This is a genomic window from Gemmatimonadaceae bacterium, from assembly GCA_036496605.1.
Taxonomy (GTDB): domain Bacteria; phylum Gemmatimonadota; class Gemmatimonadetes; order Gemmatimonadales; family Gemmatimonadaceae; genus AG2.
In genome coordinates this window covers 88145-101846 of sequence record DASXKV010000030.1, presented here as the reverse complement: position 1 = coordinate 101846, position 13702 = coordinate 88145, and the positions used below count along the sequence as shown (strand labels likewise).

Sequence of the window (13702 nt, the reverse complement as noted above, 5' to 3'; positions counted from 1 at the left end):
GAGCCAAGAGACTGACACATGAAGCACATTCTGCTTTCCACTGTGACGTTGGGGCTCGTGGCCGCGGCGATCGGCTGCACCAACCTCGACGAGAAGTTGATCACCGGCGTGAGCAGTCAGTACTACTCCACGCCCGACGGTCTCAATTCTGCGATCGTCTCCGCCTACTCTCAGCTGCGCGGATACTACGGCCGCGAACAGCTCCTCTCGTTGCAACAGGTTGGAACCGACACCTGGATGGCCGCCGATCAGTCCGGCTCCAACAACAAGGACTTCGATAGCTATGGCGGCGGGATGAATTCCACCGTTGCGCCGCTCGCCAACACCTGGAACCCGGCGTATCAAGCCATCAACACGCTCAATGCTGCGCTCGATCGTGGGCCCGCAACGACGGGCATTCCGCCGACGATCAAGAACAGTTTGTTAGGCGAAGCGCACTTCCTGCGCGCGCTCAACTACTTCACCCTCGTGCGCCAGTTCGGCGACGCGACGCTGAACGTGCACGAGAATAAGGGCGTGGTCGCGAGTGCTGTGCGCGACTCGGCGGCGAAGGTGTACCGGCTGATCATCGCCGATCTCGATACGGCGATGACGCTGCTTCCCGTGTCGCAGACGGACTACGGCCGTGCGACAAAGGGGGCGGCGCAGGCACTGCGGGCGCAGGTCTACCTGACACGTGCGTATCGCGCGGATTCGCCTAACCAGCAGACGGACTTTCAACAAGCGCTCGCCGACGCGAAAGCCGTGATCAACTCCGGCACGTACAGCCTCGAGCCAGTGTTCGCCGATCTCTGGTGCGTGCAACGGACGGCCGATCCCGGACGCACTGGCTACTGCGAGAACACCGGCTATCAGCAGAACCACAAGGAATTCATTTTCACCGTGCAGTTCTCGTACGATCTCACGCAATACGACGCCGACAACGAATACAACTACCTGCACCTGGTATTTCTGGGCCAGTACGACAACAACGGCATCTGGGTCGGTACGCCGCGCGATCTGAACAACGGCCGGCCGTTCCGTCGCATGATGCCGACGCCGTACGAGCTCTCGATCTGGAACAAGTGGATCGGCACGCCGGGCGCGAGCGACATCCTCGACACGCGCTTCGACGGCACCTTCCAGACGGTGTGGGTCGCGACCGTCAACGGTGTGCATAACGCGACGACGAATTGCCCGGCGTGCACGAGCGGTGCGACGGAAAACGCCGGCGATACGGCAGCGGTTTACTACCAGTACGGGGTGCCGACGGCAACTCGACAAACCAAGGCGTATCAGATCCTGACGCCGTGCCCCGCGCAGCAGATCGACAATCCCGCAGCCGATTTCACGACCACGGGCTACTGCGGCGATCGCAACAATGCGAACGACGGCTACTTCAACTGGCAGCGCTATCCGTCGCTCAAGAAGTTCCAGGACAACCTCCGCGCCAATCTGACGGCGCAGCAGGGCGGCAAGGTACAGGTGATCATTCGTCTCGCCGAGATGTATCTCGTCGCGGCCGAGGCTGATGTTGCGTTAGGCGATCAAGCGGATGCGGCCGCGATGATAACGGTGCTGCATCGACGCGCGGCGAGCCCCGCGCACAAGGCCGATTACGATGTGACGCCGGGGCAGATGACCCTCGATTACGTCATGGAGGAGCGTGAGCGCGAGCTCGCGGGCGAGTTCACGCGGTGGTACGACATCACGCGGCCGGGAGTCAACTACTTTCTGGGGCGCGTGAAGGCGTACAATCCGCACGCGGCCCCCAATGTCGCTGCCAAGCACATTCTGCGGCCGATTCCGCAGTCGCAGATCGACGGCGTCGTCGTCGGCCCGAAGTACCCGCAGAATCCAGGGTACTGAGCAGGATGGTGGACGGCTGCCAGCGGTTATGAAGTTTTCATCGACGTCTGCGGCGGTGATCGCCCTCGTGGCGATCGCCGTCGGCTGTGCGCGTAGGCCGGCCGGTCCCGCGCCATCCCGAATGACCCTCAAGGATGCGTTCGCGACGTCATTTCTCGTCGGCGCGGCAATCAACGGCAGGCAGATCGCCGGCACGGATAGCGTTGGCGACGCGATCATCGCGCGACAATTCAACACGATTTCGCCGGAGAACGTGCTGAAGTGGGCGTTGGTCGAACCCCATCAAGGGCAGTTCACCTTCGACGCGGCGGATCGCTACGTCGCGCTTGGCGAGCGGTCTGGCGACGCGATCATCGGTCACACGCTGGTGTGGCACAACCAGACGCCAGCTTGGGTGTTCCAGGACGCCGCCGGCGGTCGCGTTTCGCGCGATACTCTCATCGCGCGAATGCGTGCGCACATCGCCACGGTGGTTGGCCGATACAAGGGGAGGATTCGCGGCTGGGACGTGGTGAACGAGGCGGTGAGCGAGGACGGCTCGCTGCGACGGTCCCCGTGGCTCGAGATCATCGGACCCGAGTACATTGCACTGGCATTTCGCTTCGCGCACGAGGCGGATCTGTCGGCCGAGCTGCACTACAACGATTTTGGCGTCGAGGACTCGGCGAAGCGGGCGGGAATCGTTAGGCTCGTGACCTCGTTGCGCGCCGAGGGAGTGCCGATCACCGCGATCGGACTGCAGGAGCATCAGAAGCTGGACTGGCCAACCGCTGGTGCGATCGACACGGCGATCGTCGATCTCGCGGCGACGGGCGTGAAGTTGATGGTCACGGAGCTCGACGTCGACGTACTGCCCAGTAATCGTGGGCAGCGCACCGAAGCAATCGAGCAGCAGTTGATGCGGACAGGGGCGCCCGATCCGTATCGGGGCGGCCTTCCCGATTCGGTGGAGTCAGCGCTCGCGCGACGCTATGGCGAGCTGGTACGCGTGTATCTCGCCCATCGCAACGTGATCACGAGGCTGACGTTTTGGGGCGTCGACGATGGTGATTCGTGGTTGAACAACTTTCCCGTGCGAGGGCGAGTGAACTATCCCCTGCTGTTCGATCGGCGCGGACTGCCAAAGCCCGCGTTCGATACTGTGATTGCGGCGGCGATGGCGGCCACGAGGGCGCATGCGACTCGCTAGCGCTCTGCGCACCGCCCTCTGCGCTCTGCTGCTCGGTAGTCCAGCGCGCGCACAGCAGCCTGCATACCGGGATCCCAGACTGCCTATCGAGCGTCGGATAAACGACGTGCTGTCGCGGATGACGCTCGAGGAGAAGGTGGCGCAGATGCTCTGCCTCTGGGATCAGAAAAAACTCATCACCGACGCGAACGGGCGCTTTACCTCAGCGACGGCGCCGAAGTGGTTCCGTATCGGCATCGGCCGCATCGAGCGGCCGCAGGACGGACACGATGCACGGAGCGAAGCGGAATTCGTCAACGCCATTCAGCGGTGGGTGCGCGACAGCACACGCCTCGGCATTCCCGTGTTGTTCAACGAGGAAGCGTTGCATGGCCTCGAAGCGGCCGGCGCGACGAGCTTTCCCCAGGCCATCGCCCTCGCGAGCACCTGGAACGACGATCTGGTGCAGCGCGTCTTCAGCGCGGCCGCCGCGGAAGCGCGTGCGCGTGGCGTGGGTCAGGTGCTCGCTCCCGTCGTCGACGTCGCGCGCGAGCCGCGGTGGGGCCGGTTCGAGGAGACGTATGGAGAAGATCCGTTCCTCGTCGCACGCATGGGCGTCGCCGCCGTGCGCGGATTTCAGGGAACCGACTCGATGATCGGGCCGCAGCATGTGTTGGCGACGCTCAAGCACATGACTGGGCATAGTCAGCCGGAATCGGGGACCAATGTCGGACCCGCGTCAATCGGTGAGCGTACGCTGCGTGACGTATTTCTCTATCCGTTCGAGGCTGCCATAAAACAGGCAGGCGCGCGCAGCGTGATGCCCTCGTATAACGAGGTCGATGGCATCCCGTCGCACGCCAATCGGTGGCTGCTGCACGACGTGCTTCGTGGCGAATGGGGATTCGACGGCACCATCGTCTCCGACTGGTTCGCCATCGACCAGTTGATCGAGCGACATCACGTCGCGACCGATTCAGTTGAAGCGGCGCGTCGCGCGCTCGACGCGACCGTCGATATCGAGCTGCCGGATCCGGCGACGTATCCCACGCTCGTCGAGCAAGTACAGCGTAAACAGATTCCAGTTCAGGCCATCGACGCCGCGGTGCGCCGCCTCCTGCGCGCGAAGTTCCAGCTCGGTCTGTTCGACACTCCGTTCGTCGACGTCGCCGCGGCGGAGCGCATTTCCGGCGCCGAGAGCACGCGACCGCTCGCACTCGAGGCAGCGCGGCAGGCAATCATCCTGCTCAAGAACGACAACAGTCTGCTGCCGGTGCGCACGGGCGCATATTCGCATGTTGCGCTGATCGGTCCACACGCCGGCGAAGTTCTGCTCGGTGGGTATGCAGGCGTCCCATCACATCTCGTCAGCATTCTCGACGGTCTTACGGCGAGATTCGGTTCGGGCGTGGTCGAGTACGCCGAAGGCGTTCGCATTACCGAGGATTCAGTGTTTACGAAGGATCCGCAACCGCACATCGGCGGAGCGCGCTCGAAATTCCGGAATGGCGCGGACCGTGTCGTCGTGCCCGATTCGGCATCGAACGCCCGCCGCATCGCCGAAGCGGTCGCGCTCGCACGGCGAAGCGATCTCGTAATACTCGTCCTTGGAGACAACGAACAAACGGCACGCGAAGCGTACGCGGACGATCATCTGGGTGATCGTGCGTCGCTGGGGCTACCCGGCGAGCAGGAGTCGCTTGCCCTGCAGATCGCGGCGACCGGGAAGCCGGTCGTCCTGGTATTGATCAACGGCCGTCCGGCATCGATTCCGAATCTCGTTCCGAAGATTCCCGCCATTCTCGAAGGCTGGTACCTCGGGCAAGAGACGGGGACGGCCGTTGCGGACGTGTTGTTCGGCGACGTCGATCCGGGGGGGAAGCTGCCCGTCACGGTGGCGCGGGGCGTCGGCCAACTGCCGGTGTTCTACAACTACAAGCCGACGGCCCGTCGCGGGTACGTCCTCGATTCGATTGCGCCGCTCTTTCCATTTGGATTCGGCCTCTCGTACACGACGTTCGCTTATTCCAATCTCCGCCTAACGTCGAGCCACATGCTCCCAACGGGTCGCACGTCGGTGATGGTGGACGTCCGCAACACCGGAACGCGGAGCGGCGACGAGGTCGTGCAGATGTACATTCGCGACGAGGTCAGTACGGCAACGCGTCCGCTGAAGGAGCTCCGCGGATTCGAGCGCATCACGCTCGCGCCGGGAGAAACTCGCACGGTGACGTTCGCGATTGGGAACGAGCACCTTTCGTATCACGGCGCGAACATGAAGCGCGTGGTCGAGCCCGGGCAATTCCAGATCATGGTCGGCGGCAGCTCGGTTGACCTGCAGTCGATTGCCTTGACGGTCGATCCGGCAGGAGTCGCGCCATCCTCGACGTCGCAGGACGCGGTTCATCGAACTAATCCGAGGTGACGCGATGAAGCATGGCTTGAAACCTGTCTCTCGTGAGAGTCTGGTCGACCGCCTCGCCGGCGAGATTCGCTCGTCGATCAACGCCGGTGATTACACGCTCGGCGAACGATTGCCGACGATCATGGAGATGGCGCGTCGCTTTCGCGTCGGCCATCCCACCGTTCGCGAGGCGCTCAAGAAGCTCGAGGCGACGGGCGTCGTCGAGATCCGGCATGGCTCGGGCGTCTACGTCACGCGCACGCAGGACGTGCTGATGGTCGTGAGCGACTACGGTGGAAAGGTGACGAAGAAGCTGCTCCTCGATCTCATCCAGGCACGAACGCCGATCGAGATGCAATCGGTGGCATTGGCGACCCGGAACGCGACGGTCGAGGACTTCGACGAGATGCGCCGGCTGTTGAAGACCGCCGGAGAGAACCTCGACAACGACGCTGTCTTGAACTCTGTAAACATGGCGTTTCACCGGCAGATCGCATCGGCGTCAGGCAATGCGGTCATCGCGCAAGTGCTCGACGTGATGCAGGATCTCTTCACCGATGAGCAGCGACTCATCCTCGGCATCTTTGGTTCGCGAAAGCGCGACCATAAGGAGCATCTATCGATCTTCGCGGCGCTGGAGCAACGGCAGGATGGAGTCGCGGTCGACCGAATGCGGAAGCATCTCGAGGGCGTCGCGACCGCCATTCAACGCTGGGACCCGCAGCATCATCCGGTGTCGTAGTTGTCCGTGCTTGGTGGTTGTTGGTGATCGGTCACACACACCAAGCACAATCACCAGCCACCAATGACCATGCTCGCGCAGGCTCTGGTCGCTTCCTTCGTCTTTGCGGCGTTGCTCGGTGCGCAGGAACGACCTGCGTACCTCAACGAGTCTCTTTCGTTCGAGCAGCGCGCACGCGACCTCGTGTCGCGCATGACGCTCCAGGAGAAAGTGCTACAGATGAAGGATGTGGCGCCGGCCATTCCACGGCTCGGCGTTCCGGAATACAACTGGTGGAACGAAGCGCTGCACGGGGTCGCGCGTTCGGGTCTGGCGACGTCGTTTCCGCAGGCGATCGGTCTCGCCGCGATGTGGGACGACAGTGCGATGTTCCAGATGGCTACCGTCATCTCGGACGAGGCACGCGCCAAATACCACGAAGCGATTCGTCACGACAGCCATCAGCGCTACCAAGGCCTCACGTTCTGGTCGCCAAACATCAACCTCTTCCGGGATCCGCGCTGGGGACGCGGCCAGGAGACGTATGGCGAGGATCCATTTCTCACGGGTCATCTCGCGGTGCAGTTCATCCGCGGGCTGCAGGGCGACGATCCGAAGTATTTCAAGACGATCGCGACGGTGAAGCACTATGCCGTTCACAGCGGCCCCGAGCCGGATCGGCATACGTTCGATGCCGTGGTGAGCGATCGAGACCTTCGCGAATCGTATCTGCCGCACTTCGAGATGGGCATTCGCGTTGGCGGGGCCTATTCACTCATGTGCGCGTACAACTCGATCGACGGAAGGCCGGCGTGCGCGAATGACAAGTTGATCAGGGACATCCTGCGCACGGAGTGGAAGTTCCCTGGTTATATCGTTTCCGATTGCGGCGCCATCGACGACATCTATCTGCGCCACAAAGTCGTCGCGACGGCCGCGGAGGCCGCCGCGTTAGGCATAAGTACCGGGACGGATCTGGATTGCGGCCGCGTCTATCCGAATCTGGTGGACGCCGTGGCGCATGGCTTCATTACGGAGGCCCAGATCGATACATCCGTCACCCGTCTCTTTCTCGCCCGATTCAAGCTCGGCATGTTCGATGATCCAGTGCACGTGCGCTGGGCGAGCATTCCATTCAACAATGTAGATTCGCCCGACCATCGCGTGCTCGCCCGCACAATCGCGGACGAATCAATCGTTTTGCTCAAGAACGACCGCAACACCTTGCCGCTCCGAAAGGATCTCGGGACGATCGCTGTCATCGGGCCGAACGCCGACCAGTGGCGCGTGTTGCTGGGCAACTACAATGGCATTCCCGCGGACCCGGTGACACCATTGCGCGGCGTGCGTGAAGCGGTCGTGGCGCACACACATGTCCTGTACGCTCGCGGATCGGATCTCGCCGACAATTTTCCGCTGTACGAGCTCGTGCCCGCGGCGGTACTGCACACGCCGGCCGGGAAGGCCGGTCTCCATGTCGACTACTACGCGTCGCGGGATTTTGCCGGCACGTCGCTGTTCAGCGCTGTCGACAGCACGCTCAACTCCGATTGGAAAGAGAGCGCGCCGCGCGCCGACATGGATCCCGATAACTTCGGCGTGCGCTGGACCGGCGCAATCCGGCCCGCGGTCTCCGGAATGTACCGGCTCGGGCTCATCGGCACGGTGAAGTTTCAGATGTGGCTGAACGACAGCCTCATCGTGCGATCGGTCTATCCGACACACGATGGCGAGTTTCCCGATCCTCGTCAGGCGCAAAGCGAGCCGATTCGCCTCGAGGCGGGACGCGAGTATACGCTGCGCGTCGATGGGGAGGAGTCATACGGCGAAGCGCAGCTGCAGCTCCTGTGGGCGGCGCCGACGGATTCACTCGAGAGTGAAGCGGTGAACGTGGCTGCGCAGGCCGACGCGGTCGTGCTGGTGCTCGGACTCACCGCGCGTTTGGAAGGGGAAGAGATGCCGATCCAGATCCCCGGCTTCCGCGGCGGCGATCGGACGCAGCTCGATCTCCCGGCACCTCAAGAGCACCTGCTCGAGCGCATCGCGTCGTTAGGTAAGCCCACCGTGCTCGTGCTGATGAACGGCAGCGCGCTCGCGGTGAACTGGGCACAGGAGCACGTACCCGCAATTCTCGAGGCGTGGTACCCGGGTCAGGCTGGCGGCACCGCCATCGCCGACGTGCTGTTCGGCGACTACAATCCCGCGGGGCGGCTACCAGTCACATTTTATAAGTCTGTTAACGATCTGCCGGCGTTCGATGATTATCGCATGGCGGGACGCACCTACCGCTTCTTCACCGGGACGCCGTTGTATCCCTTCGGCCAGGGACTCAGTTACACGACCTTCGCCTACTCCGACGTTCGCGCGGATCGCGCGCACGCGTCGGCACGTGATACGATCACGGTGAGTGTGGATGTCGCGAACACGGGCACGCGCGCAGGGGACGAGGTCGTGCAGGTGTACGTCGAGCACAGCGGGCACGCCGTGCTACGGCCGCTGAAGGATCTACGCGCTTACACCCGCGTGCGCCTCGCGGCCGGTGAGAAGCGGACCATCACGCTGCCGCTGGCGATCTCGTCGCTCGCGTACTGGAACGAGGCGACGCAGCAGTGGACGGTCGAACGCGAGCCAGTGCGTATCCTCATCGGCGCGTCGTCGGCGGATATTCGCGGACAGACAACGATCGACGTGGCGCCATGAGGCATCGCGCGGCGTTCGCGCTTCTTCTTGTCACGAGCGGTCGAGCAGTTCAGCAGCTACCGCCGAAAGACTTTGTTCTCTCGAAGGCTGGCCATTCGACAACGCTCGTCGTCAGTGATTCCGACTGGGCCGGCGTCAGACGCGCTGCGGCGGACCTGCAAAGCGACGTCCAGCGAGTTTCCGGCGCGAACCCGGAGCTCACGAAGGAGCCCCGCGGCACGATCGTGCTCATCGGCACGCTCGGCAAGTCGCGTTGGGTCGATCAACTCGTCCGTGACGGCAAGATCGATGCAGCAGCGCTGCGCGGTCGGTGGGAGACGTATGACCGCGAGGTCATCGATCGCCCATTTCCAAATGTCGAGCGCGCGTTAGTGATCGCCGGCAGTGACAAGCGCGGGACGATCTATGGCATCTATGATCTCTCACGGGAGATTGGCGTCTCGCCCTGGTACTGGTGGGCCGACGTTCCCGTACGCCACGCAGCGACCGTCGTCGTGAAGGCCGAGCGCCTGATCGTCGGTGAGCCGAAAGTCAAATATCGAGGGATCTTCATCAACGACGAGGCCCCGGCATTCAGCGGTTGGTCGCGAGAGAAATTTGGCGGGATCAATCATCACGTCTATGAGCACGTCTTCGAGCTGATCCTTCGGTTGAAGGGCAACTATCTCTGGCCGGCGATGTGGGGGAACGCATTCGCGGACGATGATTCCTTGAACGCCAAACTCGCGGACGAGTACGGCGTGGTGATGGGCACGTCGCATCACGAGCCAATGACACGTGCGCAACAGGAATGGCACCGGTACGGTCAGGGGCCATGGAATTACGAGCAGAACGACTCCACGCTGCGCGCGTTCTGGCGCGCGGGCATCGCGCGCATGGGCACGCGCGAGAATATCGTCACGATCGGCATGCGCGGCGACGGCGACCTCCCGATGACGAACGGGAGCAACATCGCGTTGCTCGAGCGCATCGTCAGCGATCAGCGTAAGATCATTGCCGACGTCACCCACAAGCCTGCCTCCGCCACACCGCAGCTCTGGGCCCTCTACAAGGAGGTGCAGGACTACTACGACAACGGCATGCGTGTCCCCGATGACGTGACGCTCCTCTTCTCGGACGACAACTGGGGCAACATTCGCCGGCTGCCTAACGCCAACGATCGCAGCCGGCCAGGCGGCTTTGGTGTCTACTACCATTTCGATTACGTCGGCGGCCCGCGCAATTACAAATGGATCAACACGAATGCGATCGCGCGCGTCTGGGAGCAGATGAACCGGGCGTACCGCTCCGGCGCCGACCGCATCTGGATCGTGAATGTCGGCGATCTCAAGCCGATGGAGTTCCCGATTCAGTTCTTTCTCGACTTTGCGTGGGACCCGGACGCCATTCCTGCCGCGCGGCTCCCCGCATATACGAGCGCATGGGCCAGCCAGCAGTTCGGAGCGACACGAGGGGCGGCCATCGGCGAGCTCATTACGAGATCACTCCAGTTCGCGGAGCGTTGCAAGCCGGAACTGCTCGACACGGCCACATACAACTTGTACAACTATCGAGAGGCCGAGCGCGTCGTCGCGGCCTACGACACCCTCGAATCACAAGCCGAAGTCGTCGGTCGGTCGCTGGCGCCAGAGTATCACGACGCGTATTACGAGCTCGTTCTGCACCCGATTCTCGCTGCGGCCAATCTGAACCGCTTGTACTTAGCCGCCGCCACGAATCGACGCGACGCACGCGAGGGTCGTGCTGCCACCAACGATCTCGCTGCCCGGACGCGCGAGCTCTTTCAGCGCGACGCGGATCTTTCGAACTACTTCAACACGACGCTTGCCAATGGCAAGTGGTCGCACATGATGGACCAGACGCATATTGGCTACACGTATTGGCAGGAGCCGCCGCGGGACGTAATGCCGCGCGTCGACGAGATTCACCTCCCGATTCAGGCAAAGATGGGCGTCGACGTCGAAGGCTCATTGCCGCCCGAAGTGCCGGGATCGCCGCGTACGGGCAAGCCGCGCGCTGGAATCCTGCCAACGTTCGACAACTTCCAGGAACAGTCGCATTACATCGACATTTACAATCTTGGGCAGACCCCATTTGGGTTCTCGATCAAAACGCTGCCGTCGTGGGTGAGAATCGAGCCGCAGCAGGGCACCGTTAGGCAGCAGCAACGCGTATGGGTGTCCGTCGACTGGCAGGAGGCGCCGATTGGCGTCCGCGACGTGTCGATCGCGATCCAGAGCACCACGGACCAGCTCCTGGTAGTCACGGCGCCGGTCGAGAATCGCGCGGCACCGAAGCGGGACCATGTCGTGGGATTCGTCGAGGGCAACGGCTACGTCTCGATGGAAGCCGAGCACTACACGGCCGCCGTCAATGCACCATCCCTGAGCTGGCTCCGCATTCCGGATTTTGGCCGGACTCTCTCCGGGATGACGGCGACGCCAGTGGACGCGCCGAGTGAATCCCTCAGCCTCGCTTCGCCGCGACTCGAGTACCGCGTGTTCCTGTTCGACAGCGGCACTGTCGATGTAAAGGCGTATATCGCGCCCTCGTTGAACGTGTACGGTTCGCCGAACGGCCTGCGCTATGCCATTTCCTTCGATGACGAAGCGTCGCAGGTCGTGAACATTCTCGCCGACAGCTCGAATCGCTCCTGGGAGCAGGCTGTGGCGGACAACATCCGCCTGTCGTCGACGCGACACGTCCTCACGCGTGCGGGTGAGCACGTGCTCAAGTTCTGGCGTATCGATCCCGGCGTTGTGCTCGAGAAACTGGTCATTGACGCCGGTAGTGTAGAGCCAAGCTACCTCGGCCCGCCCGAATCGTATCGGCGACCGGCGACGACGATCCGACCATCTCGCTGAGCGGGTGCGTCGACACGTAGATGGCGCCAGCGCCGTGATCGAGGCCCCAACGCGCCGTCGCGGCGATGCCATCGAAGAAGCGGATGTACGTTACCGGACGCAAGTCGATGGTGCGCAGCGTCTCGACGCCGCCCATGTGCACTCCATCCAGGTAGACTTGCACTTGGCTCGGCGTCTGGAAGCTGTTGGGTCCGCGACTCGACAGCCAGTTCGAGCGCATCGCCTCGATCACGTCGTAAGCGGTGTGGAAGCCCCGATCAGCGAATTGGTCCTGCACGAGCAGATTGCGGTCGAGGCCCGGGCCAGAGGCGGGCGCGCGGCCCGCACAGTCCGCCGCGACCACGGCGACAGCGGCCGCCACGCACAATCTGCCGAGCACACGCATGACGCCTTGCCGTCCGAGATATCTCGCAATCTGGTCCGGCCTGCGACGAGAGGGAAGCGGGTTGCAGGAGAGCTTTAGGCCAATCCTCTAGAACAGCCCCACTCTCCCTTTCACCGAATCTCTCAACTTCGCCGGGTCGTATCCGACGCCTTGCTTGAAGACGATCTCGACGTTCCGCACGTCGCTGATGCGCGTGGAAGGATCGCCCGTTACCACAACGAGGTCAGCTTGCTTGCCTAACGTGATGGAGCCAACCTTGTCGCTACGCCCGAGAAACGTCGCTCCGTTGAGCGTTCCAATCTTGATCGCTTCGAGCGGTGTGAAGCCGCTCTCCACGAGAAGCTCCAGCGCGCGCTCGTTGGAGTATCCCGGAATGACGCCGCCGCCACCGGTCGGATCGGTGCCGGTGATCAGTAGGCCGCCGGCCCGAGCGAAGGCGAGTTCCAACGCAGCTCCCGTGCCGAAGAGCGCTGGATACGGTGAGCGTGTGTTGTTCGCGGTCGCCGCGTGTCGCTGCTCGAACTGCGCGCGCAGCTGCGGTTCGAGCATCTCCAGCCCCGGAGGCACAGGCCGTCCTGGAACGAAGGTCTCGAAGACGGTGAGCGTCGACGTCAATGCCACGTGTCGCCTAACGAGGTCGGCGATCAGAGCACGCGCTGCCTCGCCCTTCGGATCGACGGCGGCGACGGCTGCCTGTCCCGCTGCCTGCCCTGGACACTCGTCAGGCTTCTTGTCGCTCACAAAATCCGTGGACGCGAAGAAGCCGTGCTCGAGATTGTCGATACCCAGCGACGCCGCTTCCCGATACGTCACCGAGCACAGATGCCCGGTGACCTTCAGACCGCGTTTGTGCGCCTCTTCGATCGCCGCGCCGAGCTCGGCGCGCGTGATGTGCATATACGCCTTGAATGACGTCGCGCCGGCATCCGCCCAGAAATTCACCATGCGCCGTGCGTCGTCCGGTCCGGTGAGCTCGTGAACCTGATCGAGCCCGAGTCCCGGTCCCTCGAGATATGGCCCGGTTGCGTCGAGCCAAGGCCCCGGCTTTCTACCTGCATCGATGTCGCGCTTGATGCCGATGTCCGTATAGCCGTTCATGTTCCCACCGGTGCGCATCGACGTAACTCCACCCGCGAGATAAAGCCGGGTGAAGCTCTCGGCGAGGTTCGCATAGACGCCGGGCCCAGTTGGATAGAAGAGGTGCTCGTGTACCATCACCAAACCGGGCATTACCGTCTTTCCCGTTAGGTCGATGACCTGAGCGCCGGTTGGCGGTGTGACCGCTCGCGAATCACCGAGTGCCGCAATGGAACCGTCGCGGATCACGAGGGTCTGATCGGCGCGTGCTGGCGCGCCTGTTCCGTCGATCACGCGCGCGTGCATCAGTGCGACGATCGTTGAATCGATGGCGACAAAGGGTCGGACCGCAGTCGAGAGCGCCGGCCGCTGCGCTCGCACGCCGGGCGCGGCGGTGAGCGCAAGCGAAGCGAGCGCGGCATGAAAGGCTCGGGAATGCATAGAGGGCTCGTACGATGGGTTCGGGTGGGTCAGAGTGCAGATAGCAGCGTCGACTAGCAAGTGCCACTCGTGATGACGCCGCCGCCCAATCTTG

General features: G+C 63.0%; 8 protein-coding genes. 6 read left to right on the top strand and 2 right to left on the bottom strand.

Annotated elements, in window-relative coordinates:
- The first annotated feature begins 18 nt into the window (after positions 1-18).
- From VGH98_10470 to VGH98_10445, 6 genes are all read left to right on the top strand, one after another.
- Positions 19-1848 carry a RagB/SusD family nutrient uptake outer membrane protein gene (locus VGH98_10470; GenBank protein ID HEY2376386.1) on the top strand — a complete coding sequence of 610 codons (1830 nt, stop codon included), beginning with the start codon at positions 19-21 and terminating at the stop codon, positions 1846-1848.
- A gap of 28 nt (positions 1849-1876) precedes the next feature.
- A complete protein-coding gene (locus VGH98_10465; protein HEY2376385.1) occupies positions 1877-3037 on the top strand; it encodes an endo-1,4-beta-xylanase in 1161 nt (386 codons plus the stop codon).
- Entirely contained in the window at positions 3024-5441 is a 2418-nt protein-coding gene (locus tag VGH98_10460) for a glycoside hydrolase family 3 N-terminal domain-containing protein (protein ID HEY2376384.1), read from the top strand. The genes VGH98_10465 and VGH98_10460 overlap by 14 nt, the downstream gene beginning before the upstream one ends.
- 4 nt (positions 5442-5445) lie before the next feature.
- Positions 5446-6162, top strand: coding sequence for a FadR/GntR family transcriptional regulator (locus VGH98_10455; protein HEY2376383.1), 717 nt, complete (start codon positions 5446-5448; stop codon positions 6160-6162).
- A 63-nt stretch (positions 6163-6225) separates the two neighbouring features.
- Positions 6226-8841 carry a glycoside hydrolase family 3 C-terminal domain-containing protein gene (locus VGH98_10450; protein HEY2376382.1) on the top strand — a complete coding sequence of 872 codons (2616 nt, stop codon included), beginning with the start codon at positions 6226-6228 and terminating at the stop codon, positions 8839-8841.
- On the top strand, positions 8838-11705 hold the full coding sequence (locus VGH98_10445; protein ID HEY2376381.1) for a glycosyl hydrolase 115 family protein: 2868 nt from the start codon (positions 8838-8840) through the stop codon (positions 11703-11705). The genes VGH98_10450 and VGH98_10445 overlap by 4 nt, the downstream gene beginning before the upstream one ends.
- On the opposite strand, the gene VGH98_10440 is transcribed toward VGH98_10445, so the two are convergent.
- Together VGH98_10440 and VGH98_10435 are read right to left on the bottom strand one after the other, a co-directional pair.
- On the bottom strand, positions 11617-12090 hold the full coding sequence (locus VGH98_10440) for a hypothetical protein (protein ID HEY2376380.1): 474 nt from the start codon (positions 12088-12090) through the stop codon (positions 11617-11619). The genes VGH98_10445 and VGH98_10440 overlap by 89 nt on opposite strands.
- An 87-nt stretch (positions 12091-12177) precedes the next feature.
- Positions 12178-13608 (bottom strand): amidohydrolase family protein, encoded by a 1431-nt coding sequence (locus VGH98_10435; protein HEY2376379.1) that lies wholly within the window; start codon positions 13606-13608, stop codon positions 12178-12180.
- Between the last annotated feature and the right edge of the window lie 94 nt (positions 13609-13702).